The 26,909-nt window shown below is 59.0% G+C and carries 28 protein-coding genes and 1 tRNA gene; 9 read left to right on the top strand and 20 right to left on the bottom strand.

Annotation, left to right across the window (positions count from 1 at the left end):
* Positions 1 to 6 precede the first annotated feature (6 nt).
* The 12 genes from rlmN to trmJ all read right to left on the bottom strand — a co-directional run bounded on the left by rlmN (position 7) and on the right by trmJ (position 8,934).
* Positions 7 to 1,155 (bottom strand): 23S rRNA (adenine(2503)-C(2))-methyltransferase RlmN, encoded by a 1,149-nt coding sequence (gene rlmN, locus TMS3_RS09660; RefSeq protein ID WP_025165068.1) that lies wholly within the window; start codon positions 1,153 to 1,155, stop codon positions 7 to 9.
* A 24-nt stretch (positions 1,156 to 1,179) separates the two neighbouring features.
* Entirely contained in the window at positions 1,180 to 1,611 is a 432-nt protein-coding gene (gene ndk, locus TMS3_RS09655) for a nucleoside-diphosphate kinase (RefSeq protein ID WP_025165067.1), read from the bottom strand.
* A gap of 100 nt (positions 1,612 to 1,711) precedes the next feature.
* Complete coding sequence (gene iscX / locus TMS3_RS09650) at positions 1,712 to 1,912, bottom strand: Fe-S cluster assembly protein IscX (protein ID WP_025165066.1); 201 nt, start codon at positions 1,910 to 1,912, stop codon at positions 1,712 to 1,714.
* Between the two features lie 23 nt (positions 1,913 to 1,935).
* Entirely contained in the window at positions 1,936 to 2,274 is a 339-nt protein-coding gene (gene fdx, locus TMS3_RS09645; protein WP_025165065.1) for an ISC system 2Fe-2S type ferredoxin, read from the bottom strand.
* A gap of 2 nt (positions 2,275 to 2,276) precedes the next feature.
* Entirely contained in the window at positions 2,277 to 4,142 is a 1,866-nt protein-coding gene (gene hscA, locus TMS3_RS09640) for a Fe-S protein assembly chaperone HscA (RefSeq protein ID WP_025165064.1), read from the bottom strand.
* Positions 4,143 to 4,195: 53 nt separating this feature from the next.
* Positions 4,196 to 4,717, bottom strand: a complete 522-nt coding sequence (hscB, locus tag TMS3_RS09635; RefSeq protein WP_025165063.1) for a co-chaperone HscB — start codon at positions 4,715 to 4,717, stop codon at positions 4,196 to 4,198.
* An 8-nt stretch (positions 4,718 to 4,725) separates the two neighbouring features.
* Positions 4,726 to 5,049 carry an iron-sulfur cluster assembly protein IscA gene (iscA, locus tag TMS3_RS09630; RefSeq protein ID WP_025165062.1) on the bottom strand — a complete coding sequence of 108 codons (324 nt, stop codon included), beginning with the start codon at positions 5,047 to 5,049 and terminating at the stop codon, positions 4,726 to 4,728.
* Positions 5,050 to 5,060: 11 nt separating this feature from the next.
* On the bottom strand, positions 5,061 to 5,447 hold the full coding sequence (gene iscU / locus TMS3_RS09625) for a Fe-S cluster assembly scaffold IscU (RefSeq protein WP_025165061.1): 387 nt from the start codon (positions 5,445 to 5,447) through the stop codon (positions 5,061 to 5,063).
* 41 nt (positions 5,448 to 5,488) lie between these two features.
* Positions 5,489 to 6,703 (bottom strand): IscS subfamily cysteine desulfurase, encoded by a 1,215-nt coding sequence (locus TMS3_RS09620; RefSeq protein WP_025165060.1) that lies wholly within the window; start codon positions 6,701 to 6,703, stop codon positions 5,489 to 5,491.
* A gap of 48 nt (positions 6,704 to 6,751) precedes the next feature.
* Positions 6,752 to 7,243 carry a Fe-S cluster assembly transcriptional regulator IscR gene (gene iscR / locus TMS3_RS09615; RefSeq protein ID WP_025165059.1) on the bottom strand — a complete coding sequence of 164 codons (492 nt, stop codon included), beginning with the start codon at positions 7,241 to 7,243 and terminating at the stop codon, positions 6,752 to 6,754.
* Between the two features lie 139 nt (positions 7,244 to 7,382).
* The gene (gene cysE, locus TMS3_RS09610; RefSeq protein ID WP_025165058.1) at positions 7,383 to 8,162 is read right to left on the bottom strand and encodes a serine O-acetyltransferase; all 780 of its coding nucleotides are present in this window, start codon (positions 8,160 to 8,162) and stop codon (positions 7,383 to 7,385) included.
* Entirely contained in the window at positions 8,155 to 8,934 is a 780-nt protein-coding gene (gene trmJ / locus TMS3_RS09605; protein ID WP_025165057.1) for a tRNA (cytosine(32)/uridine(32)-2'-O)-methyltransferase TrmJ, read from the bottom strand. Before trmJ ends, cysE begins: the two co-directional genes overlap by 8 nt.
* A 146-nt stretch (positions 8,935 to 9,080) precedes the next feature.
* On the opposite strand from trmJ, the gene suhB reads away from it, so the two are divergent.
* Entirely contained in the window at positions 9,081 to 9,896 is an 816-nt protein-coding gene (gene suhB, locus TMS3_RS09600; protein ID WP_025165056.1) for a type III secretion system regulator SuhB, read from the top strand.
* An 87-nt stretch (positions 9,897 to 9,983) separates the two neighbouring features.
* On the opposite strand, the gene TMS3_RS09595 is transcribed toward suhB, so the two are convergent.
* The 6 genes from TMS3_RS09595 to queA form a co-directional block, all read right to left on the bottom strand.
* A complete protein-coding gene (locus TMS3_RS09595) occupies positions 9,984 to 10,520 on the bottom strand; it encodes a glycine zipper 2TM domain-containing protein (protein WP_025165055.1) in 537 nt (178 codons plus the stop codon).
* 125 nt (positions 10,521 to 10,645) lie between these two features.
* Positions 10,646 to 11,551 (bottom strand): protein translocase subunit SecF, encoded by a 906-nt coding sequence (gene secF / locus TMS3_RS09590; protein WP_025165054.1) that lies wholly within the window; start codon positions 11,549 to 11,551, stop codon positions 10,646 to 10,648.
* Between the two features lie 9 nt (positions 11,552 to 11,560).
* Positions 11,561 to 13,429, bottom strand: coding sequence for a protein translocase subunit SecD (gene secD / locus TMS3_RS09585; RefSeq protein WP_025165053.1), 1,869 nt, complete (start codon positions 13,427 to 13,429; stop codon positions 11,561 to 11,563).
* Positions 13,430 to 13,491: 62 nt separating this feature from the next.
* Positions 13,492 to 13,824 carry a preprotein translocase subunit YajC gene (gene yajC, locus TMS3_RS09580; RefSeq protein WP_025165052.1) on the bottom strand — a complete coding sequence of 111 codons (333 nt, stop codon included), beginning with the start codon at positions 13,822 to 13,824 and terminating at the stop codon, positions 13,492 to 13,494.
* A gap of 40 nt (positions 13,825 to 13,864) precedes the next feature.
* Positions 13,865 to 14,980, bottom strand: coding sequence for a tRNA guanosine(34) transglycosylase Tgt (gene tgt / locus TMS3_RS09575; protein ID WP_025165051.1), 1,116 nt, complete (start codon positions 14,978 to 14,980; stop codon positions 13,865 to 13,867).
* A gap of 14 nt (positions 14,981 to 14,994) precedes the next feature.
* Positions 14,995 to 16,044 (bottom strand): tRNA preQ1(34) S-adenosylmethionine ribosyltransferase-isomerase QueA, encoded by a 1,050-nt coding sequence (queA, locus tag TMS3_RS09570; RefSeq protein WP_025165050.1) that lies wholly within the window; start codon positions 16,042 to 16,044, stop codon positions 14,995 to 14,997.
* Positions 16,045 to 16,158: 114 nt separating this feature from the next.
* Between queA and TMS3_RS09565 the strand changes: the two genes are divergently transcribed.
* The 3 genes from TMS3_RS09565 (at position 16,159) to TMS3_RS09555 (ending at position 17,396) form a co-directional block, all read left to right on the top strand.
* Positions 16,159 to 16,243: transfer RNA gene (locus TMS3_RS09565), tRNA-Leu, on the top strand.
* 335 nt (positions 16,244 to 16,578) lie between these two features.
* On the top strand, positions 16,579 to 16,791 hold the full coding sequence (locus TMS3_RS09560; RefSeq protein ID WP_010486675.1) for a cold-shock protein: 213 nt from the start codon (positions 16,579 to 16,581) through the stop codon (positions 16,789 to 16,791).
* Positions 16,792 to 16,901: 110 nt separating this feature from the next.
* Positions 16,902 to 17,396: an RDD family protein gene (locus TMS3_RS09555; RefSeq protein ID WP_025165049.1), complete on the top strand. Its 495-nt coding sequence runs from the start codon at positions 16,902 to 16,904 to the stop codon at positions 17,394 to 17,396.
* Positions 17,397 to 17,448: 52 nt separating this feature from the next.
* On the opposite strand, the gene lptG is transcribed toward TMS3_RS09555, so the two are convergent.
* Both lptG and lptF read right to left on the bottom strand, forming a co-directional pair.
* Positions 17,449 to 18,510: an LPS export ABC transporter permease LptG gene (lptG, locus tag TMS3_RS09550; RefSeq protein WP_025165048.1), complete on the bottom strand. Its 1,062-nt coding sequence runs from the start codon at positions 18,508 to 18,510 to the stop codon at positions 17,449 to 17,451.
* A complete protein-coding gene (lptF, locus tag TMS3_RS09545) occupies positions 18,503 to 19,624 on the bottom strand; it encodes an LPS export ABC transporter permease LptF (RefSeq protein WP_025165047.1) in 1,122 nt (373 codons plus the stop codon). The genes lptG and lptF overlap by 8 nt, the downstream gene beginning before the upstream one ends.
* Positions 19,625 to 19,767: 143 nt before the next feature.
* On the opposite strand from lptF, the gene TMS3_RS09540 reads away from it, so the two are divergent.
* From TMS3_RS09540 to nhaC, 5 genes are all read left to right on the top strand, one after another.
* On the top strand, positions 19,768 to 21,258 hold the full coding sequence (locus TMS3_RS09540; protein ID WP_025165046.1) for a leucyl aminopeptidase: 1,491 nt from the start codon (positions 19,768 to 19,770) through the stop codon (positions 21,256 to 21,258).
* An 82-nt stretch (positions 21,259 to 21,340) separates the two neighbouring features.
* Positions 21,341 to 21,760 carry a DNA polymerase III subunit chi gene (locus TMS3_RS09535; protein ID WP_025165045.1) on the top strand — a complete coding sequence of 140 codons (420 nt, stop codon included), beginning with the start codon at positions 21,341 to 21,343 and terminating at the stop codon, positions 21,758 to 21,760.
* A 13-nt stretch (positions 21,761 to 21,773) separates the two neighbouring features.
* A complete protein-coding gene (locus tag TMS3_RS09530; protein WP_025165044.1) occupies positions 21,774 to 22,208 on the top strand; it encodes a hypothetical protein in 435 nt (144 codons plus the stop codon).
* A 147-nt stretch (positions 22,209 to 22,355) separates the two neighbouring features.
* Entirely contained in the window at positions 22,356 to 25,208 is a 2,853-nt protein-coding gene (locus tag TMS3_RS09525; RefSeq protein WP_025165043.1) for a valine--tRNA ligase, read from the top strand.
* 72 nt (positions 25,209 to 25,280) lie between these two features.
* Positions 25,281 to 26,747 carry a Na+/H+ antiporter NhaC gene (gene nhaC, locus TMS3_RS09520; RefSeq protein ID WP_025165042.1) on the top strand — a complete coding sequence of 489 codons (1,467 nt, stop codon included), beginning with the start codon at positions 25,281 to 25,283 and terminating at the stop codon, positions 26,745 to 26,747.
* Positions 26,748 to 26,909: the final 162 nt, after the last annotated feature.

The following is a 26,909-nucleotide window of genomic DNA, read 5'->3' as shown; positions in this document are numbered from 1 at the left end:
TTTCCCTTAGGTTTTCTGATCAGCGGAACGCTGTGTGTTGGCCTCGTCGCTCAACTGACGCACGGCAATATAGCGTTCGCTACGGCGGGTACGGTCCATGACCTGGCCGACCAACTGCCCACAGGCAGCATCAATGTCCTCGCCACGCGTCGTGCGCACGGTGACACTGTGTCCGGCTTTGTGCAGCAGGTCCTGAAAGCGGCGAATAGCATTGTTGCTCGGCCGCTCGTACCCCGAGTGAGGGAAAGGATTAAACGGAATCAGGTTGATCTTGCAAGGCACTTCTTTGAGAAGTGCGATCATTTCCTCAGCATGCTCAGGCTTATCGTTGACATCCTTGAGCAGGGTGTACTCAATGGTCAGCACGCGCTTCTCGCCAAGACCCGAGATATAGCGTTTGCAAGCGGCCAGCAGCATTTCAAGGGGGTACTTCTTGTTGATCGGCACCAACTGGTTGCGCAGCGCATCGTTGGGCGCATGTAGCGACAGAGCCAGAGAGACGTCGATGACTTCACCCAGCTTGTCGATCATTGGCACTACGCCGGAGGTAGACAACGTCACCTTGCGCTTGGAGATGCCATAGCCGAGGTCGTCCATCATGATTTTCATGGCGGCGACCACATTGTCAAAATTCAGTAGCGGCTCACCCATGCCCATCATCACCACGTTGGTGATAGCGCGATCGATTTTCGCTGGCACGGAGCCGAAAGACTTATTGGCAATCCACACCTGACCGATCACTTCGGCGGCGCTCAGATCGCTATTGAAACCTTGTTTACCGGTGGAGCAGAAGCTGCAATCCAGCGCACAGCCGGCCTGTGACGACACACACAAAGTGCCACGCGAGCCTTGCGGGATATACACCGTCTCGACGCAGCTGCCGGAGGCCACACGCACCACCCACTTGCGGGTGCCGTCAGTGGAGATGTCTTCACTGACCACTTCCGGAGCGCGAATCTCAGCACAGGTCTTGAGCTTTTCGCGCAAGACCTTGCTGACATTACTCATGGCATCAAAGTCATCGATACCAAAGTGGTGAATCCACTTCATTATCTGCCCGGCACGGAAACGTTTTTCTCCGATGCTATCGAAGAACTGTTCCATTTCTGCCTGGGTCAGACCCAGCAGGTTAATTTTACCGGTAGCTTCAGTCATGGCTTCACCCTCGCACCACTCGCCTTAGCGAATGCGCGCGCAGACCTCGGTGGCCGCGAAGAAGTAGGCGATTTCACGAGCCGCGGAAGCTTCGGAATCGGAACCGTGGACGGCATTTTCGTCGATGGAAACCGCGAAATCAGCACGAATGGTGCCAGCGGCGGCTTCTTTTGGGTTGGTAGCGCCCATCAGCTCACGATTCTTAGCGATGGCACCTTCACCTTCCAGTACCTGGACGATTACCGGACCGGAAACCATGAAAGCAACCAGATCCTTGAAGAAACCACGCTCGCTGTGCTCGGCGTAGAAACCGCCAGCTTCGCGCTCGGACAGCTGAACCATCTTGGAGGCAACTACGCGCAGACCCGCTTTTTCAAAACGAGTGACGATTTCGCCAACCACGTTCTTGGCAACAGCATCCGGTTTGATGATGGAAAAAGTACGTTCAACAGCCATGAAAAACTCCAGAAAAAAGGATTAAAGCGGAAAATTAAACCCGCGGATTATACGCGGGTTACGGTTAAATGCGTAGGGCGGCGCCAGCACGGCGCTCGACTCAGCTGGCCTCTTCGATCCAGGCGGCCTGAATCGCCTCCAGAACCTTCTCACCGCCTCGCTGCGCATCATCGGAAAACTCCGGCAACTCCATCACCCAGCGGTGAAGGTCGACGAAATTAACGAAACGCGGGTCGACATCGGGCTTGCTCTCTGCCAACTGGATGGCGATTTCCAGCACATCAGTCCACTTCAGACTCATGACCTGCTCCTATGACGAAATGATCAGTGACCTTCGGACACCTGGTTGATGGTGTATTTAGGAATTTCCACCACCAGATCCTTATCGGCCACTACGGCCTGGCAGGACAGTCGCGAATTGGGCTCCAGCCCCCAGGCCTTGTCGAGCATGTCGTCTTCCAGTTCGTCGGAAGCCTCCATGGAGTTGAACCCTTCACGAATCACCACGTGACAGGTGGTGCAGGCACAGGACTTTTCGCAGGCATGCTCGATATCGATACCATTGCGCAGTGCGGCGTTGAGCACAGTTTCACCTGCCTGCACTTCGAATACCGCCCCTTCAGGACAATGCTCGGCGTGGGGCAGAAAGATGACCTGCGGCATGCTTATTCCTCAATCTCATTAAGACTACGGCCCGCCAGTGCGGACTTTACCGTTGCATCCAGGCGGCGCGCGGCAAAGGCGTCGGTCACCTGGGTCAGACGCTTGGTCTGCTGCTCGATGGCCAGGCCATCGTTACTTGCCATCAACTCACGCAACTGCTGGATCTGCGCCTCGATTGCCAGGCGCTCATCGGCTTCCAACAAGCGCTCGCCATCAACTTCCAGAGCAGCTTCAACCGCCTCAAGCAGACGTTGCGCATCCACCTGCTGCTCACGCAACACACGCGCCACTTTGTCATCGCTGGCATGCTGGAAGGAGTCCTGCAGCATCCTGGCAATTTCACCATCGGTCAGACCATAGGATGGTTTGACCTGGACGCTCGCCTCCACGCCCGAGGCCAGTTCACGCGCCGCGACACTGAGCAAGCCATCTGCATCGACCTGAAACGTCACGCGAATCTTCGCCGAACCGGCGACCATAGGCGGTATACCGCGCAACTCGAAGCGTGCCAGGGAACGACAATCGCTGATCAATTCGCGCTCGCCTTGCAGCACATGAATCATCATGGCCGTCTGACCATCTTTGTAGGTGGTGAACTCCTGAGCGCGCGCCACCGGGATGGTGGTGTTGCGCGGAATCACCTTCTCCATCAAACCGCCCATGGTTTCCAGACCAAGGGACAATGGAATCACATCCAACAGCAACAATTCCTCGCCATCACCGCGCTTATTACCGGCCAGCGTATCGGCCTGGATCGCCGCACCAATGGCGACCACTTGATCCGGATCAATATCACTCAGCGGTTCGCGCGCGAACAACTCGGCGACCGCCTGACGTACGCGCGGCACCCGCGTGGACCCGCCGACCAGCACCACAGCCTCAACCTCTTCGATCTCAATGCCGGCATCACGCACCGCACGCCGGCAAGCCTTGAGACTGCGCGCAACCATCGGCTCGATCAGCTCAGCAAAGGCCTCACGGGTCAGCAGCCCAGACCAGGCACCATGACTCACCTCAACCGAAGTATCAGTGGTCAGCGCCTCTTTCGCCGCACAGGCCTCGCTCAACAGCGTGCGCTGCGCGCCCGGATCAAGATCGGCAGACAAGCCAGCTTGCTCAACTATCCAGCCTGCGATGGCATGATCGAAATCATCGCCACCCAGCGCACTGTCGCCGCCGGTAGCCAGCACTTCAAACACGCCAGCAGTCAGACGCAGAATCGAAATATCGAAGGTACCGCCACCCAGGTCATAGATCGCCACCAGACCCTCGGCCTGCTGATCCAAGCCATAAGCCACGGCGGCAGCGGTCGGCTCATTGAGCAGACGCAGTACACTCAGACCGGCCAAACGCGCGGCATCCTTGGTCGCCTGGCGCTGCGCATCATCGAAATAGGCTGGCACGGTAATCACTGCACCGACCAACTCGCCACCCAACACGGCTTCCGCCCGATGACGCAGCTCCTTGAGGATATCGGCAGACACCTCTACCGGGCTTTTCGGCCCTTGCACGGTCTCGATGAACGGCATATGCGACTCGCCATCGACAAAGCGATAAGGCAGCTGCTCGCCCAACTGTTTAACGTCAGCGAGGCCGCGCCCCATCAGGCGTTTGACTGACAACACAGTGTTCAGCGGGTCGCCGGGAGCAGCCAATTTGGCAGCTTCGCCCACTTCGACACGATCAGCGTGGTAGCGCACCGCCGACGGCAGGATCAGCGCTCCTGCGGTATCGGCCAGCGGCTCGGACAGTCCACTGCGCACGGCAGCGACCAGCGAATTGGTAGTACCCAGATCGATCCCCACGGCCAGCCGACGCTGGTGTGGCTGGGGGCTCTGTCCGGGCTCAGCGATCTGCAGTAGGGCCATGATTAATAAATGCTTATCTGAATATCAGGCGCGCCAGACTGGCCGCGCGAGTGTTAATCGTCGAGGCGCTCTTCCAATTGGCGCACCTCGTGGGAAAGCTTGTCGAGAAACTGCATGCGACGCATCAGGCGCTCGGCCTCTTCGCGACGCAGTGGATCATCCCAACAAACGGCAAAGCTCTCGTTCAGCTCATCCTGAGCAACTTTCAGGCGTCGCTTGAACGTCGCCACGCCACTCACGTTGGCGCTGCCTTGCAGGTCTTCGAGCTCTTCGCGCCAATGCATCTGCTGCATCAGGAAGCCAGGGTCTTGCACCGTGACTTCAAGCGGCAACTCCGGCCCACTCAACGCAAGCAGATAGCGCGCACGCTGCGGCGCGTTTTTCAAGACCCGGTAAGCCTCATTGAGGCTCGCAGACTGCTCCAGCGCCAAGCGCTGATCACGCTCGGAGGCATCGGCAAAACGATCCGGATGCACCTGACGCGCCAGCTCGCGATAACGCACAGCCAGCTGCTCAAGGTCCAGACGAAAGCTGGGTTGCAGCTCAAACAAGGCGAAATGACAAGGACTACCCACAACGCGCCTCAGATATTGAAGCTCTCGCCGCAGCCACATTCGCCGCGCACGTTAGGGTTATTGAACTTGAAACCTTCGTTCAAGCCCTCCTTGACGAAATCCAGCTCGGTGCCATCGAGGTACACCAAGCTCTTGGGATCGATGATCACCTTGACTCCGTGACTCTCGAACACCTGATCCTCACTGGCGGTTTCGTCGACGAACTCCAGCACATAGGCCAGGCCAGAACAGCCGGTCGTACGAACGGCCAGGCGAATACCCTCACCTTTGCCCCGCCCATCGAGAGAGCGGCGCACATGCTGAGCGGCAGCTTCGGTCATGCTGATAGCCATCGACAGCCTCCTTAGAGCAAGCCTTTCTTCTGCTTGTAATCGCGCACGGCCGCCTTGATGGCGTCCTCGGCGAGCACCGAGCAGTGAATCTTTACCGGCGGCAGCGCCAATTCTTCGGCGAGCTGGGTGTTCTTGATGGTTTCCGCCTCATCCAGCGTCTTGCCCTTCATCCACTCGGTAGCGAGGGAGCTGGAGGCAATCGCAGAACCGCAGCCGTAAGTCTTGAACTTGGCGTCTTCGATCACGCCCGACTCGTTAACTTTGATCTGCAGGCGCATCACGTCGCCGCAGGCCGGCGCGCCGACCATGCCAGTGCCAACACTGGGGTCTTCCGCGTCCATCTTGCCGACGTTGCGCGGGTTCTCGTAGTGGTCAATGACCTTTTCACTGTAAGCCATGCTGTTATTCCTCTCTCATCAGGCGCCGCTCATCGGCAGCTTTAGTGTGCCGCCCATTCGACCTTGGACAGATCGACACCTTCTTTGAACATATCCCACAGCGGCGACAACTCGCGCAGCTTGGTGACCGCCTCGCGAACTTTCTGCGCGGCATAATCAATATCGGCTTCAGTGGTAAAACGACCGAAGCTGAAACGAATTGAACTGTGCGCCAACTCGTCGTTACGACCCAAGGCACGCAGAACGTAAGACGGCTCCAGCGACGCAGAAGTACAGGCCGAACCCGAAGACACGGCGAGGTCTTTCAGCGCCATGATCAGCGACTCACCCTCGACATAGTTGAAACTCAGGTTGAGGTTATGCGGTACGCGGGCAGCCATGCTGCCATTGACGTAGACCTCTTCCATCCCCTCAAACTGCTGATAAAAACGATCACGCAAAGCCAAAATACGCTGATTTTCCTGCGCCATTTCATCCTTGGCAATACGGAAGGCCTCACCCATGCCGACGCACTGGTGCGTGGCCAGGGTGCCAGAACGCATGCCGCGCTCGTGGCCACCGCCATGGGTCTGAGCCTCAAGGCGAACGCGCGGCTTACGCCGTACATACAAGGCACCAACCCCCTTGGGGCCGTAGGTCTTGTGTGCCGAAAACGACATCAAATCGACATTGAGTTTTTCCAGGTCGATCTCAACCTTGCCGGTGGACTGCGCCGCATCTACATGGAAGAACACCCCACGCGAACGGGTCAGTTCGCCAATCGCAGCGATATCGTTGATCGTGCCGATTTCATTGTTCACGTGCATGATTGACACCAGAATGGTGTCCTCACGCAACACTGCCTCAACCATCGCCGGGGTGATCAAGCCATCTTCGCCCGGCTCGATATAAGTCACTTCAAAGCCTTCACGCTCCAGTTGGCGCGTGGTATCCAGCACTGCTTTGTGCTCGATCTTTGAGGTGATGATGTGTTTGCCTTTGCTGCTATAGAAGTGAGCAATACCCTTGATCGCCAGGTTGTCGGACTCGGTGGCACCGGAAGTCCAGACGATCTCGCGCGGATCGGCGTTGACCAGCTCGGCGACCTGGCGGCGAGCGTTCTCTACCGCCTCTTCGGCCTTCCAGCCAAACACGTGGGAGCGCGACGCCGGGTTACCGAAGTTGCCATCCACCAACAGGCACTCACTCATCTTCTGCGCGACACGCGGATCGACCGGTGTCGTCGCGGAATAATCGAGGTAAATCGGCAATTTCATTGACTCTCTCCTATCAGTCGTCAGACCTTGCAGGCCGACGCCCTATATTCATTCGACGGTGGACGCTTCAATTTTATCCAGCTGCGGCATCCCGCCATTACAGTGGCGCTGATCCTGACGCTGGGCGACTTCTTGCACTTCACGGCGAGTGACTAAATCAGCCAAGCTGATGCCGCTGAGAAATTCGTGAATTTGATGACTGAGGTCGCACCAGAGATGGTGGGTCAGACAGGTGTCGCCGGCATGGCAATCACCCTGGCCTTGGCAGCGAGTTGCATCGACCGATTCATTAACCGCATCGATCACCTCCGCTACCTGAATCCCCTGCATATCGCGCGATAGCTGATAGCCACCACCCGGACCGCGCACACTGGAAACCAGATTGCCGCGACGCAGCTTGGCGAACAGCTGCTCCAAGTAGGACAAGGAGATGCCCTGCCGCTCAGAAATATCGGCGAGGGACACCGGCCCATGCTGTGCATGCAGCGCCAAGTCGAGCATGGCGGTGACGGCATAACGGCCTTTGGTGGTCAATCGCATGAAGGGTTACCACGGGAATTTCAGTGTGCCGCGAGTATGCAATTCCCGAGTGTTTAAGTCAACTATAAGACCTAGCGTTTTACTCGGGATTAACTGCAGCGAGGGGTGGGCAGCATAGCAAAACGCCCACCCCACCGCATCACCCCGCAGACTTGTCGTCTGGCTCCTTGACGACACACGCAAAGTCCTCATCGCGCAACACGGGCAGATCCTTGGCGCAATAGTCGCTACCCAGCTCCTTAAGCGCACCGCACACACCCTCCAGCCGGCCATCCACCGCATGCAGATGATCAAGCAACTGACCGATAGCCCGCGCAACCGGATCAGGCATGTCCTGACTGACGCCATAAGCATCGAAGCCCAATTTCTCGGCGATTGCCTGCCGCTTGGCCTTCTGCTCATCATCAACCTTGACGATAACCCGCCCCGGTATACCGATCGCTGTTGCCCCAGCTGGCACCGCCTTGGTCACTACGGCATTCGAGCCAATCTTGGCGCCCGCACCCACTGTAAACGGCCCCAGCACCTTGGCCCCGGCACCGACCACCACGCCATCCTCGAGAGTCGGGTGGCGCTTGCCTTTATTCCAGCTGGTGCCCCCCAGCGTCACCCCCTGATACAGGGTGACATCATTGCCAATCTCGGCAGTCTCACCGATGACGATCCCCATGCCGTGGTCGATGAAGAAACGCCGACCTATCTTGGCACCCGGGTGAATCTCGATCCCGGTCAGCCAACGCCCGAAATTCGACACTACCCGAGCTAGCCACTTCCAGCCGGACACCCACAGCGCATGAGCCATACGATGCAGCCACACCGCATGCAAACCCGGGTAGCAGGTAACCACCTCCAGCGTATTGCGCGCGGCCGGATCGCGATGAAACACGCTCTGAATATCTTCTTGCATACGCTCAAACATCAGTCTTCCCCCGCCCTTGGTGCTCACCACGCGCAGCCTTGACGGTTTCCGTCAGAATGCCACGCAAGATATTCATTTCCAGCTTGCTGATAGCGCTGCGCCCATACAAGCGCCGCAAACGGCTCATCAAATGTCGCGGCTTGGCCGGGTCGAGAAAATCGATCTCGATCAAGGCCTGCTCAAGGTGCGCATAAAAGGACTCCAACTCATCCGCCGTCACCGGCTGCGAACTCTGTATCGCCGTGGCTTCCAGCTTGGCTATCTTGGTCGGCTTATTCTGCGCCACCAACCAGGCCATGCGCACCTCGTAAGCCAGCACTTGTACAGCCGCCGCCAGGTTCAACGAGCTGAAATCTGGGTCTGTCGGGATGTGTACATGGAACTGACAGCGCTGCAGCTCTTCATTAGTCAAGCCAGCGTATTCCCGACCGAACACCAAAGCCACTTCACTGCCTTGAAGCACCTGCTCACACACAGCTGCGGCACACTCTCGCGGGTCGAGTAACGGCCAAGGAATCCGCCGTTCACGCGCACTGGTTCCGAACACCAGACTACAACCAACCAGCGCCTCCTCAAGCGTGCCGACCACCTGCGCCGCATCGAGAATATCGGTAGCCCCCGAGGCGCGCGCCACCGCATCGCCACTGGGAAAATCCATCGGATCAACCAGCACCAGTTGCGACAACCCCATATTTTTCATGGCGCGGGCAGCCCCACCGATGTTGCCGGGATGACTGGTATTGACTAGAACCACTCGTATATTTTGCAGCAACGCCAACACCCACACGGACAGCAAAAGGGGAACAAATCTTACAGAACCCCCTCCACTAATACCACGCAAGACACAGGTGACTCTTCATCCATCAGGCTTTTCTGCTAGAATGGCCGGCTTTCTTTAACGACCCAGGTGAAACATCCATGCAGCCCATGCTGAATATCGCGCTGCGCGCAGCCCGTAGCGCCGGTGAAATGATCTTCCGCTCTACCGAACGCTTGGACGTCATCTCGGTCGACGAGAAAGATGCCAAAGACTACGTGACCGAGATCGACCGCTCCGCCGAGAACCTGATCATTCAGGCCCTGCGCAAGGCTTACCCGACCCACGGCTTTCTCGGCGAAGAAAGCGGCCTGACCGAAGGCACTGGTGATGGCGCAGATTACCTGTGGATCATCGACCCACTGGACGGCACCACCAACTTCGTCCGAGGCATCCCACACTACGCCGTCAGCGTGGCCTGCAAATACCGCGGCCGCCTTGAGCATGCCGTGATCATCGATCCGGTGCGCCAGGAAGAATTTACCGCCAGCCGCGGTCGTGGCGCAGCCCTCAACGGCCGCCGCCTGCGCGTCAGCACCCGCAAGAGCCTTGAAGGCGCACTGCTCGGCACCGGCTTCCCGTTCCGCGACAGCCAACTCGACAACCTGGAAAACTACCTGGGCATGTTCCGCAGCCTGGTCGGCCAGACCGCCGGGGTACGCCGCGCCGGCGCCGCAAGCCTGGACCTGGCCTACGTCGCCGCTGGGCGCTTCGATGCATTCTGGGAATTCGGCCTGTCCGAATGGGACATGGCCGCCGGCGCCCTACTGATCCAAGAGGCAGGTGGCCTGGTCAGCGACTTTAGCGGCAGCCACGCATTCCTTGAGAAGGGTCAAATCGTCGCCGGCAACACCAAGTGTTTCAAGGCTGTACTAACGGCGATTCAGCCGCACTTGTCCGCTTCACTGAAACGCTAAAAGCGCTGCACAGAAAAACCGGCCGGGTGCCGGTTTTTTTATACCCATAAAAAAGCGCCCCGCAGGGCGCTTTTCCGTTAATTGGCTTTACTGAGCCGCTTCGACCAGCACCAACTGACCATCCTTGACAGGAATCCGAGCGCCCGGGTCACGCTGCATACGCACCTGAGCGACCTTGCCGTCCAATTGATACTTCACGTCGTAACCAACCAGCTTGTCACTGGTGTCGGTGACAGTATTGCAGCGGGTTTCCGTAGTGGTGTAGGTATCATTGGCCTGCATACTGCCCTGCACCTTGTTGCCGGCATAACCACCACCGACCGCGCCAGCCACTGTGGCGATCTTTTTACCTGTGCCACCACCCACTTGATTGCCAAGCAGCCCTCCGACCACCGCACCAATCGCCGTACCGGCAATTTTATGCTGATCCTGGACCGGTTTCTGCCGAGTCACAGCAACGTCCTTACACACTTCTCGCGGAGTCTTGACAGTCTCCTTAACCGGCTCTACTGCAAGAACTTCCGCATACTCAGGGCCACTTACCAGATTGTAAGTCGCAACAGCACCCCCGGCAGTGACAGCCACCGCACCGAGCACCGTACCAACGAGCATTGATTTGTTCATGGCAATCTCCTGACCTTCACGCTAAGCGGCGAAATACGCCTTTTATTCCAAGCCTTCGACCCCCACGACTCACGGCAAGTTCCACTCACCATGAGCCAGCAATAGCCGCGAGACAGGCTGAAGCCTCAAGGACGCTCATCAACCTCTTCGGTCGCCACGGGCGGAATCAGATCTTCGACAGTCAGATCGAGCCATATCAGAGCCGCGTTGGAGATATAAATCGACGAATAAGTGCCTACCAGCACACCCATGAACAACGCAATGGCAAAGCCGAACAGATTATCGCCGCCAAAGACCAACAAGGCACCAATCGCCAACAAGGTGGAAATCGAAGTAGCCAGGGTGCGCAACAGGGTTTGCGTGGTGGATATATTGATGTTTTCGATCAAGCTGGCCTTGCGCAACACCCGAAAGTTCTCACGCACCCGATCGAATACCACGATGGTGTCATTCAACGAATAACCGATGATCGCCAGCAACGCCGCCAGCACGGTCAGGTCGAAGGTGATCTGGAAGAACGACAGAATGCCCAGGGTGACGATGACGTCATGCACCAGCGAGATGAACGCGCCCATAGAGAACTTCCACTGAAAGCGGAAGGCCAGGTAGAGCATGACGCCACCCAGCGCCAGAAGCATGCCCAGGCCGCCCTGATCACGCAGTTCCTCACCGACCTGCGGGCCGACGAACTCGACTTTCTTCACCTGTAATTTGTCACCAGACTGCTGCAGAACCGTAGCGACCTTATTACCCAGATCCGCATCATCGCCCTGCATCCGCACGACCACCTCGGTCGTCGCACCAAAACTTTGCACCACAGCATCGCCATAACCGGCGCCCGCCAGATTCCGGCGAATACTGCTGAGGTCCGCAGGCTGCTCATAAGCCAGCTCGATCTGCGTACCGCCGGTAAAATCCAGGCCGAAATTCAGACCTTTAACTACCAGACTACCCAATGCAATAAAGGTCACGATCAGGGTAAGGGCGAGCGCAATCTTGCGCACACCCATGAAGTTGATTACACGATTCATCCCAGCCCCTTAAATCCACAACTTCTTCAGGTCACGCCCGCCGAAGCTCAGGTTGACCATGGCTCGCGTCACCAGAATAGCGGTGAACATCGAGGTGAGAATGCCCAGCGACAGCGTCACCGCAAAGCCTTTGACCGGGCCAGTACCCATGGCGAAAAGAATTCCACCCACCAATAACGTGGTCAGATTGCCGTCGATAATCGCCGAGTACGCACGGTCGAAACCCTCATGAATGGCCCGCTGCACTGACATGCCATTGCTGATTTCCTCGCGAATCCGCGAGAAGATCAGCACGTTGGCATCCACCGCCATCCCCATGGTCAGCACGATACCGGCGATACCTGGCAACGTCAGGGTGGCACTCAGCAGCGACATCAGCGCCAGCAGCAGCACCATGTTGAAGCCCAGGGCTATGGTCGCCAACACACCAAAGAACCTGTAAATGACAATAATGAACAGTGACACGAACAACATGCCCCAGAGCGCGGCATCAACACCCTTGACGATGTTGTCAGCACCCAGGCTCGGGCCAATGGTGCGCTCTTCGGCGAAGTACATTGGAGCCGCCAGGCCACCGGCACGCAGCAGCAACGCCAGCTCGGTCGATTCGCCCGGACCATCGAGACCAGTAATACGGAACTGACTACCCAGCGGCGACTGAATGGTCGCCAGACTGATAATGCGCTTCTCTTCGACGAAACTCTGGACCGCGACTTCCTTTTCGACACCATCGACAACCTGGCGCAGGTAACGCACGGTCGGCTTCTGCTCGATAAAGATCACCGCCATGCTGCGCCCGACATTGTTGCGGGTCGCACGGTTCATCAGGTCGCCGCCATGACCATCCAGACGAATGTTTACCTGCGGACTGCCATTCTCATCGAAGCTGGCCTGGGCGTCGGTTACCTGATCACCCGTGATGATCAGCTCACGCTCCAACTGAGCCGATGGACGCCCTTCCTCACGGAACTCGAAGACCTCTGTTGTGGCTCTCGATGCATCGGCATCGGCAGCCAGACGAAACTCGAGGTTGGCCGTCTTGCCCAGAATGCGCTTAGCCTCGGCGGTATCTTGCACACCGGGTAGTTCAACCACGATCCGGTTGGCGCCCTGACGCTGAACCAGCGGTTCGGCAACACCCAACTCATTGACCCGGTTACGCACGGTAGTCAGGTTTTGCTTGATCGAGTATTCGCGAATTTCCGCCAGCTTGGCCTGAGTCAGGCTCAAGCGCAGCACCTGCAAATCGCTACGCTCGGCCGAACTCAACTCGAAATCCGAGAACTCCTTGCGAATCAGGCTCTGGGCCTTCTCCAGAGTAGCCTCATCGACAAAACCCAACTGAATCGCGCCGTTGAGTTCGGGCAGGCTGCGGTAGCGCACGCGCTCCTTGCGCAGCATGCTCTTGACCTCCCCCTCGTAAACCTTGCGCCGCGCATCCAGGGCCTTGTCCATATCCACTTCCAGAAGGAAGTGCACACCACCGGACAAATCCAGACCCAGCTTCATCGGACCCGCACCCAAGTTGCGTAGCCAGTCAGGGGTAGTCTGCGCGAGGTTCAAGGCAACCACGAACTCTTCACCCAAAGCCTTGCGCACCACATCCTTGGCCGGCAGCTGATCGGCCTGCTTGGTCAGACGGAGCAGGCCGGCACGGCCTTGCGCAGCCAGACTCGAAGCCTTGACCTCAATCCCTGCTGCCTGCAAGGCACGCGTGGCGCGTTCAAGATCAGCTTGCTCGACCTGCATGGCCGTGCTGTTACCGCTGATCTGGATCGCTGGATCATCTGGATACAGGTTGGGCGCGGAATAAAGAAAGCCGATCGCCAGCACAGCCAGGATCAGCAGGTACTTCCAAAGGGGAAATTTGTTGAGCATGACGCCGCCCGTTATGACGCGGGGCGCATAAAGCGCCCCGTCGAGTGGTAAAGGTGTAAAACTTAGATGGCTTTCAGCGTGCCCTTAGGCAGGGTCGCGGCAATGGCCACCTTCTGAATTTTCAACTCAACGGTGTCAGACACCTCAATGACCACGAAGTCATCGGAAACCTTGATCACCTTGCCGGCGATACCACCAGTGGTCACTACTTCTTCACCCTTCTGCAGATTGCCGATCAGGCTCTTGTGCTCTTTGGCGCGCTTGGCCTGTGGACGCCAGATCATCAGATAGAAGATGACCAGAAAACCGACCAGAAATACCCACTCGAAGCCGCTGCCGGCAGGGCCCGCGGCGGCAGTGGTTTCAGCGTAAGCGGCGGGAATCAAAAAGCTCATTTAACACTCCAGTTAGACAGGTCTTTATAAAGTTGGTTTATTAGTCAAGCGGCGGCGTTGGCAGACCGCGACGAGCATAGAAGGCATCGACAAAGGCGGCCAATGTACTCTGTTGGATAGCCTCGCGCAAACCAGCCATCAGCCGCTGATAATGACGCAAATTGTGGATAGTATTGAGCATACTACCCAGCATTTCCCCGCATTTATCCAAGTGATGCAGATAGGCGCGGGAGAAATGTTTACAGGTGTAGCAATCACACTCTGGGTCGAGCGTCGAGTTGTCATGCTTGTGCACCGAGTTACGGATTTTCAGCACGCCAGTCTCGACAAACAGGTGGCCGTTTCGCGCATTACGCGTCGGCATCACGCAGTCGAACATGTCCACCCCACGGCGCACACCTTCAACCAGGTCTTCCGGCTTGCCCACCCCCATCAAATACCGTGGCTTGTCTGCCGGCATCAGCTCCGGCAGATAGCCCAGCACACGCAGCATTTCCTCTTTCGGCTCGCCGACGGACAAACCGCCAATCGCTAAGCCGTCAAAACCGATCTCATTCAACCCCTCCAGCGAGCGCATGCGCAACTCTTCATGCATACCGCCCTGGACGATGCCGAACAACGCAGCGGTGTTTTCGCCATGCGCATCTTTAGAGCGCTTGGCCCAGCGCAGCGACAACTCCATCGAGCGCTTGGCCACATCGAACTCGGCCGGATAGGGCGTGCACTCGTCGAATATCATCACGATATCGGAGCCCAAATCGCGCTGCACCTGCATCGACTCTTCTGGACCCATGAAGACTTTAGAGCCATCCACCGGCGAGGCGAAGGTCACCCCCTCCTCCTTGATCTTGCGCATCGCGCCCAGGCTGAACACCTGAAAACCACCGGAGTCAGTGAGGATAGGCCCCTGCCATTGCATGAAGTCATGCAGGTCACCGTGTCGCTTGATCACTTCGGTACCCGGACGAAGCCACAGGTGGAAGGTATTGCCAAGAATCATCTGCGCACCGATCGCTTCGATATCCCGCGGCAACATCCCCTTGACCGTGCCATAGGTACCCACCGGCATAAACGCCGGCGTCTCGACCACTCCACGTGGAAAAGTCAGGCGACCACGACGCGCCTTGCCGTCCGTCGCCAACAGTTCGAAAGACATGCGACAGGTGCGCGTCATACTTGATCCTCAGGCCCGCGAGGCGCGGGGTTTCGGGTAATAAACATGGCATCGCCGTAACTGAAGAAGCGATACCTCTCGGCTATTGCGCTTTGATACGCCGCCATGGTTTCCGGGTAACCGGCGAACGCCGACACCAGCATCAGCAAGGTCGACTCCGGCAGGTGAAAGTTGGTGACCAAGGCATCGACCACATGCAGCGGCCGGCCCGGGTAGATAAAGATGTCGGTATCGCCGCTGAATGACTTGAGAACACCATCACGCGCCGCACTTTCCAGCGAACGCACGCTGGTGGTACCGACCGCAATGACCCGACCACCGCGAGCACGGCAGGCCGACACGGCATCGACTACCGCCTGATCAACCTCCAGCCACTCGCTATGCATGAGGTGATCCTCGATACGCTCCACCCGCACTGGCTGGAATGTACCCGCACCAACATGCAGCGTGACGAAAGCCGTCTCCACACCTTTCGCCGCGATTGCTGCCAGCAAGTCCTTGTCGAAATGCAGCCCGGCGGTTGGCGCCGCTACCGCACCAGCACGCTCGGCATACACGGTTTGATAACGCTCACGATCGGCAGCATCGTCAGCCCGGTCAATATAAGGAGGCAACGGCATATGCCCCACGCGCTCAAGCAGCGGCAGTACTTCCTCGCTAAAGCCCAACTCGAACAGTGCATCATGCCGCGCCAGCATCCGAGCCTCGCCGCCACCGTCAATCAGGATCGTCGAACCTGGTTTTGGTGATTTGCTCGCGCGCACATGCGCCAGCACCCGGTGGCTGTCCAGTACGCGCTCGACCAGTACTTCCAGCTTGCCGCCAGAAGCCTTCTGCCCAAAAAGCCGCGCCGGGATCACCCGGGTATTGTTAAACACCATCAAGTCGCCGGGACGCAGATACTCCAGCAGATCGGGGAACTGACGATGAGCGAGGGCGCCCGATGGCCCATCCAGTACCAACAACCGACTGGCATGGCGTTCGGCCAGTGGATGTCGGGCGATCAGAGAGTCGGGCAGCTCGAAATGAAAGTCGGCAACGCGCATGAGATGAAGGAGGTCATATAAGCAGGGCGGAAAAGCTTACCGGAAATAGCTGATTTTGACCACGAAAGTGGATTGACCAAGTGCAAAGGCCTCCCTATACTTCGCCGCCATTGTGCCCCGGTGGCGGAACCGGTAGACGCGGCGGATTCAAAATCCGTTTTCGAAAGAAGTGGGAGTTCGAGTCTCCCCCGGGGCACCATAATTCTTTCAGCTATTTGGCTCATTCCAAGTACTGCGCAACACCCGCTTAAGCTGCAGGTCCTGCACGACCAAGCACAGACTCAATACCTGCACCACCCCACTAAACAGCCGGTATCAAGCGCTTCAGTAGCGCGGTACAGGGGTTGGCATTTGCCTTGGAGTTAGCGTAGAGTAATTGAACTGTGTTTGCATGGGTCGCCTTGAATCGTGACCTGGTGCAGTAGATCCTTCAGATCCGCTACATCCCGCTCGACTTCTATTACTCTTTGCAACCAGTCTCAGTCCTCTACTTTTTAGAGGCTGTCATTAACTATAGTTTCAAGGAAATAAGACATGTCGAATCGTCAGAACGGTACCGTCAAGTGGTTTAACGACGAGAAAGGTTTTGGTTTTATCACTCCCGAAAGCGGTCCGGATCTGTTCGTACACTTCCGCGCAATCGAAGGCAACGGCTTCAAGAGCCTGAAAGAAGGCCAGAAAGTCAGCTTCGTAGCTGTGCAAGGTCAAAAAGGCATGCAGGCTGACCAGGTTCAAGTCCAGGAATAAGCCGCGTCCCTGAAAAACCCCTGATGGCGACATCAGGGGTTTTTTTATGCCCATGATTGCCGCTACTCGCAGCCACAAGCCTTATAAGTCTTACCGCTAACGAGCTCGCCATGCCGAAACACCTTCTGCGCCCACAAGGCGACTTTCCAGCAGCAGGCTTGCCTCGCCGCCTTGCCGCCATGTTCTACGATTTACTGCTCTGCCTGGCCCTGTTGATTGTCGTGACCTTCATCTACAAGCTGATCCTCATGGGTTTTTACGGCGAAGTGCAGCTCAAGCAACTGTCAGACTCCGGCGCACTGGATGGCGACCCCCTCCTATCCAGCCTGCTGCTGCTCAGCCTGTTCGGTTTCTTCAGCAAGTTCTGGACCCACAACGGCCAAACGCTGGGTATGCAGGTCTGGGGCGTACGCATTCAGAATAGCGATGGCACTGCCATCAGCCTATGGCAAGCGCTCTTGCGCTTCGTAGTCGCCATGGCTTCCTGGCTGCCGCTCGGCCTGGGCTTTCTCTGGGTACTTTGGGATAAGGAAAACCGTAGCTGGCACGACATTTATTCCGACAGTCGCACCGTACAAATACCCAAACACAGCCACAAAAAATAATCCGCAAACGAAAGAGCCGGCATTCAGCCGGCTCATTCAATACCTATACCGCCTACCCCGCGCGACGCAACAAGCCTATTCCTGCCAAGGCACAAATAGCCGCTGGAATCAGCACGGCGAGCAGCGGAGAGAAGCCGAATACCAGACTGGAAGGCCCAAGCAGATCCTGAGCGATACTGAACACGAAGCCTACCAACACCCCGGTAAACACTCGCTGCCCAAGCGTCACCGAACGCAGTGGTCCGAAGATAAAGGAAATCGCCATCAGCACCAGGGCCGCGGTCACCACAGGCTGTAGCACCTTGGTCCAGAAGGCCAGCCAATACTGACCATTATTCAGACCCTGCTCCGCCAGATAGTGGATATAGCGCCACAACCCGGTAACCGACAAAGCATCCGGCTCCAGCACCACGGTACCGAGCAGTTGCGGGTTAAGCTCAACATCCCAACGCTCACTTGCCGCCTCAACCACCTCGGTGCTGCGCCCAAGGAAATTGGTGGTTGCAACATCCTCCAGCTGCCAATGATCCCCCTGGTACAAGGCGCGCCGCGCGAAGCTGGATGATTGCAGATGACGCTGATCATCGAAGCGATAACGCGTCACACCGTACAGCACACCGTTAGGCTGCACCGCGTTGATATGCACGAACTCCTCTCCCTGCCGATGCCACAAGCCGCGTTTGGCACTTTGCGCCTCACCACCGCCTTGCGCCATGGCACGATCCGACTGAGCCAGGTTCTCGCTCCAGGGCGCCAGGTATTCGCCAATCAGAATACCTGCGAGCACCAACGCCAGCATTGGCTTCATCACCGCCCAAACGATCCGCCCGATCGACACACCGGCCGCCCGCATGACCGTCAGCTCACTGCTGCTGGCCAAGCCGCCCAAACCGATCAGACAACCGATCAGGGCTGCCATCGGCAACATTTCATAAACCCGCCGCGGCAAGGTCAAAAACACGTACCAGGAAGCCTCCAGCAAACCGTAGTTACCCTCGACATCCCCCAGCTCATCAATAAAAGCAAACAGCAGGGCCAAGCCAACAATGACCCCCAACACGCCTAATATCGCAACAATTACCTGACTTCCGATGTAACGATCCAACCTACCCACGAGCCACCTCCTGCGCTGCACGACGTCCTGCCCACTTCAGCCGTAACGGCTCCCAATAGAGCAAGCCAAGACCGATCAACGCGAACAGCCCATGCACCCACCACAAGCCAAGCTGCGGGGGAATTTTTCCTTTATCCAGCGCACCACGAGCGGCAATCAGCAGCGACAAGTAGGCCATGTACAAGAGAATGGCCGGCAACAGCTTGAGAAAACGTCCTTGCCGCGGATTGACCCGCGACAAGGGCACCGCCAACAGGGTGACGACAAAGACCAACAATGGCAGCGACAAACGCCACTGCAGTTCAGACTGGAAACGCAGGTTGTCGCTGCCGATCAACTCCCGGGTCGGCACGGCCTCACGCTCACTGATCTCATCACTGACTGTTGGTTTGGGCAGCAACACCCCATAAGTGTCGTATTGAATCGCCCGGTAATCCGCTTGCCCCGGGTTGCCGTCGTAGCGGTAGCCATTCTGAAGTATCAGGTAACGACTGCCATCGGCCTGGATCTCCTGTCGCCCGCTCTCCGCTACCAGCACGGTAATCCCGCGTTCCTTACCACCTTGGCGGGAAAAACGCTTCTCGGAGATAAAGACCCCTGCCAGCTCGTCACGCTCTTTCGACAGCTGCTGGGTGTAGGTCACCCGCGAACCATCCTTCATGGACTGGAATCGCCCTGGCACCAGGGTATCGAATTCAGTCAGCGCATCCTGTTCGTTGAGAATACGCATCTGCTGGGCCACCCCCTGCGGCGCCAGGCTCAGACTCAACCAGGCCACCAATAGGGCCACAAGAGCAGCTGGCGCCAAGGTATAGACCAGCATGCGCTGCGGACTCACGCCTGTGGCCGACAACACGGTCATCTCACTGTCGAGATAGAGCCGCCCGTAAGCCAGGAGAATACCGAGGAATAGCCCCAAGGGCAGAATCAACTGCAGGAAGCCCGGCAGACGAACGCCCATGATCATGAACAATACGCCAGGGTCCAGCACCCCTTGCGCCGCCTGCGCCAGATACTTGATGAACCGGCCACTCATAATGATCACCAAGAGCACGGCACTTACCGCGCTCAAGGTCACCAACACTTCACGAGACATATAACGGAAGACGATCAAACCAGACACTCCAGGGTTGTCAGGCTCAGGCGGCTACGATCAAACTAGCCACACTGCTTGCCGGTTCGCGCAACAACGAACCAATGAACAAATAACCGGCATTATCCTGCAATACCGACTCGTTGTCTTGGGGACTCCACGCTATGGAATTTATTGTCAAAAGCGCTCGCCCAGAAACACTGAAAACCGCCACCCTGGTCATTGCCGTCGGCGAAGGCTGCACGCTCGGTGAAACGGCGAAAGCAATTGATAGCGCCAGCGCAGGTGCGATCAGCGCGCTGCTCAAGCGCGGCGACCTGAGTGGCAAACTCGGCCAGACCCTGCTGGCCCACAGCCTGCCCAACCTCAAGGCCGAGCGCGTACTCCTGGTCGGGGCGGGCAAGGACGCGGAATTGTCTGACCGCCAGCTACGCAAAATGCTCGGCGCAGTGCACGCGGTACTGAAGGGGCTCGGTGGCAACGATGCCGTACTGGCGCTCGGTGATCTAGCCGTGAAGAACCGCAACAGCTACGGCAAGACACGTCTGATGGTAGAGACCCTGGCCGACAGCGGCTATCAGTTCGACCGCTTCAAGAGCCAGAAGACCGACGCCATTGCCCTGAAGAAGCTGACGCTGCTCAGCACAAAAGCCACTCAGGCCGAAGTCGAACGCGGCGCCAAGCATGCCCAGGCCATTGCCGCAGGCATGGCCTTCACCAAGGACCTCGGCAACCTGCCGCCGAACCTCTGCCACCCGAGCTACCTTGCCGAAGAAGCCAAGACCCTGGCCAAGGAGCACAAGAATCTCAAGGTCGAGATTCTCGACGAGAAAAAACTCAAGGATCTTGGCGCCGGCGCCTTCCTCGCCGTATCCCAGGGCAGTGAGCAACCGCCACGGATGATCGTCCTCAACTATCAGGGTGGCAAGAAAACCGAGAAGCCCTTCGCCCTGGTCGGCAAAGGCGTGACCTTCGATACTGGCGGCATCAGCATCAAGCCAGCCGCCGGCATGGATGAGATGAAGTACGACATGTGCGGCGCCGCCAGCGTGTTTGGCACCCTGCGCGCCGTACTGGAACTGCAACTGCCGATCAACCTGGTGTGCCTGTTGGCCTGCGCCGAGAACATGCCCAGCGGCCGCGCCACTCGCCCCGGCGACATCGTCACCAGCATGAGCGGACAGACCGTGGAGATCCTCAACACCGACGCCGAAGGCCGTCTGGTGCTGTGCGACACCCTGACCTACGCCGAACGTTTCAAGCCGCAAGCGGTGATCGACATTGCCACCCTCACCGGTGCCTGCATCGTCGCCCTGGGCGCCAACACCTCGGGCCTGATGGGCAATGACGATAACCTGGTGCAACAGCTGCTCGCCGCCGGACAGAGTGCCGACGACCGCGCCTGGCAATTGCCGCTGTTCGATGAGTACCAGGAGCAGCTGGACAGCCCATTCGCCGATATCGCCAACATTGGCGGGCCAAAAGCCGGCACCATCACCGCCGGGTGCTTCCTCTCGCGCTTCACCAAGAACTACCACTGGGCGCACCTGGATATCGCCGGCACGGCCTGGGTCAGCGGTGGCAAGGACAAAGGCGCCACCGGCCGTCCGGTGCCACTGCTGACCCAGTACCTGCTGGATCGCAGCGAGGCCTGAGCCCGATCGCCGCGGGGATGGAGCCTGGTCGCGACTCGCGTACCAGGCCATTCCCGCATAGAGAACCCCCGATGAAGCCGTCATGCCCAGAATAGAGTTTTATGTTTTATCATCCGCTACGCCGACCGACCGCCTGCGCGCGGCCTGCCAGCTGGCGATGAAAGCCTGGCGCCGTGGCCTACCGGTATTTCTGCGCGGCAGTGATACCGAACAGTGCCGCGCACTCGACGAGCTGCTATGGCGCTTCAAGACCGAGAGTTTCATACCGCACAACCTGCACCAGGATGACCCTCAGGCCCCCGTGGTAATAGGCCTGGATGATGAGCCGAGCACTCAGCAAGGGGTGCTGATCAACCTCAATACGACGATCTCGCCCTTCGTCGAACGCTTCAGCCGCGTGATCGAGATCGTCAACCAACAACCCGAGCTGCTGACCGCCTGCCGGGAGAATTTCCGTAGCTATCGCCAGCGCGGCTATGATCCGCAACGAGTCGAACTCTAGTGAGTTAGCCACCATGGACAGCTCAATACCGCCGAAGAAACCTGCTCACCTGTTGGATGACCTCGAGTCGATCCGCGAACTGCTGGGCGATGAAAACCTGGAACCGCCGCTGCTGACCGACTCGCTCGATCCGGATACGATTCCCCTGCTATCCGATATCGTCAGCCCCGCGCCGGACTTCGCGCCCCAGATTCAAAGCGTAACCACATCCACTGCACCGCAACCCATGCCCCAGCCCGCGCCTAACGAGGCACTGCGCAGCACCTTGGCGCAAGCAGTGAGCCGTAACAGCAGTGCCGAACTGAATCGCCTGGACAATGAGTTGCGCTCTGCCGCCGCGCTTATCCTGCAGGATGTGATCGACGACTTCGTGCCGCAGATCGAAGCCGAACTCAAGCGCCGCCTCGAGGCACGCCTGCTACGCCTGTTACCGCCGCGCCGTTCCTGAGGCGCGGACGCAGCCTTTGCCGCTCTTGTGCTGCGCGGCCGTATCGCGGTCATGGCCACAGCCCGATAAACCACCTTACGCCCTGCGCACCTTCGCCGTTATACTTGTCGGCTTTTCTAATTAGCCGTCAAAAGGGTCCCGCCGCGCATGGACAAGACCTACCAGCCGCACGCCATTGAAACCGCCCTGTACGAGAGCTGGGAGGCGAACAACTATTTCGCTCCCCAGGGCTCGGGCCAGCCCTACACCATCATGATCCCGCCGCCGAACGTCACCGGCAGCCTGCATATGGGTCACGGTTTCAACAACTCGATCATGGACGCGCTGATCCGCTTCCGCCGCATGCAGGGCCGCAACACCCTGTGGCAGCCGGGTACCGACCATGCGGGCATCGCCACACAGATGGTGGTCGAACGCCAGCTGGCCGCCGACGGCATCAGCCGGCACGATCTGGGCCGCGAGAAATTCCTCGAGAAAGTCTGGGAGTGGAAGGAGCAGTCGGGCGGCACCATCACCCGACAGATTCGCCGCCTGGGCAGCTCGGTGGACTGGTCGCGCGAGCGCTTCACCATGGACGACGGCCTCTCCGAAGCGGTTAAAGAAGCCTTTGTGCGCCTGCATGCCGATGGTCTGATCTACCGCGGCAAGCGCCTGGTCAACTGGGACACCAAGCTGCACACGGCGATCTCCGACCTCGAAGTGGAAAACCACGATGAGAAAGGCAGCCTGTGGAACCTGCGCTACCCACTGGCCGACGGCCACACCACCACAGACGGCAAGAACTACCTGATCGTCGCCACCACTCGCCCGGAAACCATGCTGGGTGACAGTGCCGTGGCCGTGCACCCGGATGACGAACGCTACCAGGCGCTGATCGGCACCTTCGTCGAACTGCCGCTGGTTGGTCGACGCATCCCCATCGTCGCCGATGATTACTGCGACCCCGAGTTCGGCACCGGCTGCGTGAAGATCACCCCGGCCCACGACTTCAACGACTATGAAGTCGGCAAGCGCCACAACCTGCCGCTGATCAACATCTTCGACAAGAACGCTGCGGTCCTGGCGACCGCCCAGGTGTTCAATGTCGATGGTAGCCTCAACGACGCGGTCGACGGCAGCCTGCCGGCCGACTACGCCGGCCTCGACCGCTTCGAGGCGCGCAAGCGCATCGTCGCCGCCTTCGACGCCGCCGGCCTGCTGGAGAAGATCGACGACCACGCGCTGAAGGTGCCGAAAGGCGACCGCTCCGGCACCATCATCGAGCCCTGGCTTACCGATCAGTGGTACGTTTCGACCAAACCGCTGGCCGATCCAGCGATCAAGGCTGTGGAAGACGGCGCAATCCAGTTCGTGCCCAAGCAGTACGAGAACATGTACTTCAGCTGGATGCGTGACATCCAGGACTGGTGCATCAGCCGTCAGCTGTGGTGGGGCCACCGCATCCCGGCCTGGTACGACGAGTCCGGTCAGGTCTACGTCGGCCGTGACGAGGCCGAAGTGCGCGCCAAACACAACCTCGGTGCCGATGTTGCCCTGCGTCAGGACGAAGACGTCCTCGACACCTGGTTCAGCTCAGGCCTGTGGACCTTCTCCACCCTCGGCTGGCCGCAGCAGACCGAAGCGCTGAAGACGTTCCACCCGACCGACGTGCTGGTCACCGGCTTCGACATCATCTTCTTCTGGGTCGCGCGGATGATCATGCTCACCCTGCACCTGGTGAAGAACGAGGACGGCACCCCGCAAGTCCCGTTCAAGACCGTCTACGTGCATGGTCTGGTGCGTGATGGCCAGGGCCAGAAGATGTCCAAGTCGAAGGGCAACGTGCTCGACCCGCTGGACATCATCGACGGCATCGACCTCGACAGCCTGCTGGCCAAACGCACCAGCGGCATGATGCAGCCCAAACTGGCCGAAAAGATCGCCAAGCAGACCCGCGCCGAGTTCCCCGAAGGCATCGCCTCCTACGGCACCGACGCCCTGCGCTTCACCAACTGCTCGCTGGCCTCCACCGGCCGCGACATCAAGTTCGACATGGGCCGGGTCGAGGGCTACCGCAACTTCTGCAACAAGCTGTGGAACGCCGCCAACTTCGTCATCGAAAACACCGATAGCCAGGACACCGGGATCAACGGTGAAGCCGTCGAGCTGTCGTCGGTCGACCGCTGGATCATCTCCCAGCTGCAACGCACCGAAATCGAAGTGACTCGCCAACTCGATAACTTCCGCTTCGACCTGGCCGCCCAGGCCCTCTACGAGTTCATCTGGGACGAGTACTGCGCCTGGTACCTGGAGCTGGTCAAGCCGGTGTTGTGGGACGAGAACGCGCCAATCGAGCGTCAGCGCGGCACCCGCCGCACGCTGATTCGCGTGCTGGAAACCACCCTGCGCCTGGCGCATCCGTTCATGCCCTTTATCACCGAAGAGATCTGGCAGCGCATCAAGGCGCAGGCCGGCGCCAGCGGTGAGACCCTGATGCTGCAAGCCTGGCCGGTAGCCAACCAGGAGCGCATCGACAGCGCCGCCGAAGGCGATATCGAGTGGGTCAAGGCACTGATGCTGGGCCTGCGGCAGATCCGTGGCGAGATGAACATCTCCATGGCCAAGCGCATCGACATCATCCTGCAGAACGCCAGCGAACTGGATCAACGTCGTCTGGCCGACAACCTGCCGCTGCTGAACAAGCTGGCCAAGCTGGAGTCGGTACAGGTACTGGCAGCTGGCGAAGAAGCGCCGATGTCCGCCACCGCGCTGGTCGGCGACATGCAAGTGCTGGTGCCTATGGCCGGGCTGATCGACAAGGCAGCCGAACTGGCGCGCCTGGACAAGGAAATCCAGCGCCTGGACGGCGAGGTCAAGCGAGTCGGCGGCAAGCTCGGCAACCAGGGCTTCGTCGCCAAGGCGCCGCCCGAGGTGATCGACAAGGAACGCGCCAAGCTGGCCGAGGCCGAACAGGCCCTGGGCAAACTGGCCGAGCAGCGAGCGCGCATCGCCAGCCTTTAACCTTCAAGTAGCTCTACACGGGGCCCGCGACTTGTTCAGTCGCGGGCCCCGTTGTTTTTATCGGTAGATCACATGACCGCAACACGCTCTCCCTCCCTGCTCGATGCCTTGCTGCCGATTGGCGTGCTGGTACTGCTGCTGAGTCTCTCCGTTTACCTGTATGGCGACAGTTCCTCCAGCGGACCGAACCAGATCGCGCTGATGAGCGCCGCCTTCGTCGCAGGCCTGGTGGGCCTGAAAAACGGCCTACGCTGGGTGCAGATAGAGGAAGGCATACTCGCCGGCATTCATATGGCGATGAAGGCCAACCTGATCCTGCTCGCGGTCGGCGCCCTGATCGGCACCTGGATTCTCGCCGGCACCGTGCCGACCATGATCTGGTTCGGCCTCAAGCTGATCTCCGCCGAATACTTCTATGTCACCAGCTGCCTGATCTGCGCCCTCACTGCGCTGTCGATCGGCAGTTCCTGGACGGTGGCCGGCACCCTCGGCATCGGCCTGATGGGTGTGGCCTCCGGGCTGGGTCTGGACCCGGCGATAACCGCCGGGGCGATCATTTCCGGCGCCTACTTCGGCGACAAGCTCTCACCGCTGTCAGACACCACCAACCTGGCGCCGGTCGCGGCGGGGGCCGATCTGTTCGAGCACATTCGCCTGATGCTGCGCACCACGGTGCCGGCGCTGTTGATCGCCCTGCTGCTGTTCTTCGTGCTCGGCCAGCAAGCCAGCGGCAGTCACGACACCGGCCGCATCGCCGTGGTGCTGCAAGCACTGGAAAGCCAGTTCCGGTTGGGCTGGCACCTGCTGTTGCCGGTAGCCTTCCTGCTGTTCCTGGCCATGCGTCAGTGGGCGGCATTCCCAGCGGTATTTCTCGGTGCCCTGCTGGGCGCGCTATTCGCGGTGATATTCCAACCGGAGGTGATGAGCCGCCTGGCCGACCCCAGCGCGGGCCTGCTGGCACCGCTGAAGACCGTATGGAGCGCGCTGTTCGCCGGCTACCAGTCCGACAGCGGTAACCCGGCCCTGGACGGCCTGCTGTCCAAGGGCGGCATGAGCAGCATGCTGACCACCGTCTGGCTGATCATCTGCGCCATGTGTTTTGGTGGCGTACTGGAGAAACTCGGTCTGCTACAACGCCTGCTGCAGAGCGCCTTGCATCTGGTCAAAAGCACCAGCAGCCTGATCGCCAGCACCATTGCGACGACCATCGGCACCAATATCATCACAGCCGACCAGTACATCGCCCTGGTGCTGCCGGGCCGCATGTATCGCGCCGAGTATGAAAAACGCGGTCTGGCGCCGGTCAATCTGTCACGTGCCCTGGAAGATGGCGGCACCCTGACCTCGGTGCTGATCCCCTGGAACACCTGCGGCGCCTATATGGCGGCAACCCTGGGAGTGGCGACCTGGAGCTACCTGCCCTACTGTTTCTTCAACCTGATCATGCCGCTGCTGGCGATCAGCCTGGCCTTCATCCGCCCCCCACAGGCCACGCTCGCAGAGAACACCGGGCACCACTCACTGCAGCAGCCGAGCTGACTGTAATGGGCCTCAAACGCCGCATCCAGTGCGCTTGAGGCCCGACCTAATAGCCAAACCCCGCTGATTTCACCCCATTGAAATCACATCCGCGCATAAAGCCCCTCCCAATTTCTGCCCAAATCAGGCATCTTCTCCGGCGCATCAAGAGCCTCCGGCACT

Origin of the sequence: Pseudomonas taeanensis MS-3 (assembly GCF_000498575.2) — a bacterium.
GTDB classification, from domain to species: domain Bacteria; phylum Pseudomonadota; class Gammaproteobacteria; order Pseudomonadales; family Pseudomonadaceae; genus Aquipseudomonas; species Aquipseudomonas taeanensis.
Note: the sequence above shows the minus strand (reverse complement) of the source record. Positions and strands in the feature narration are given on the sequence as shown.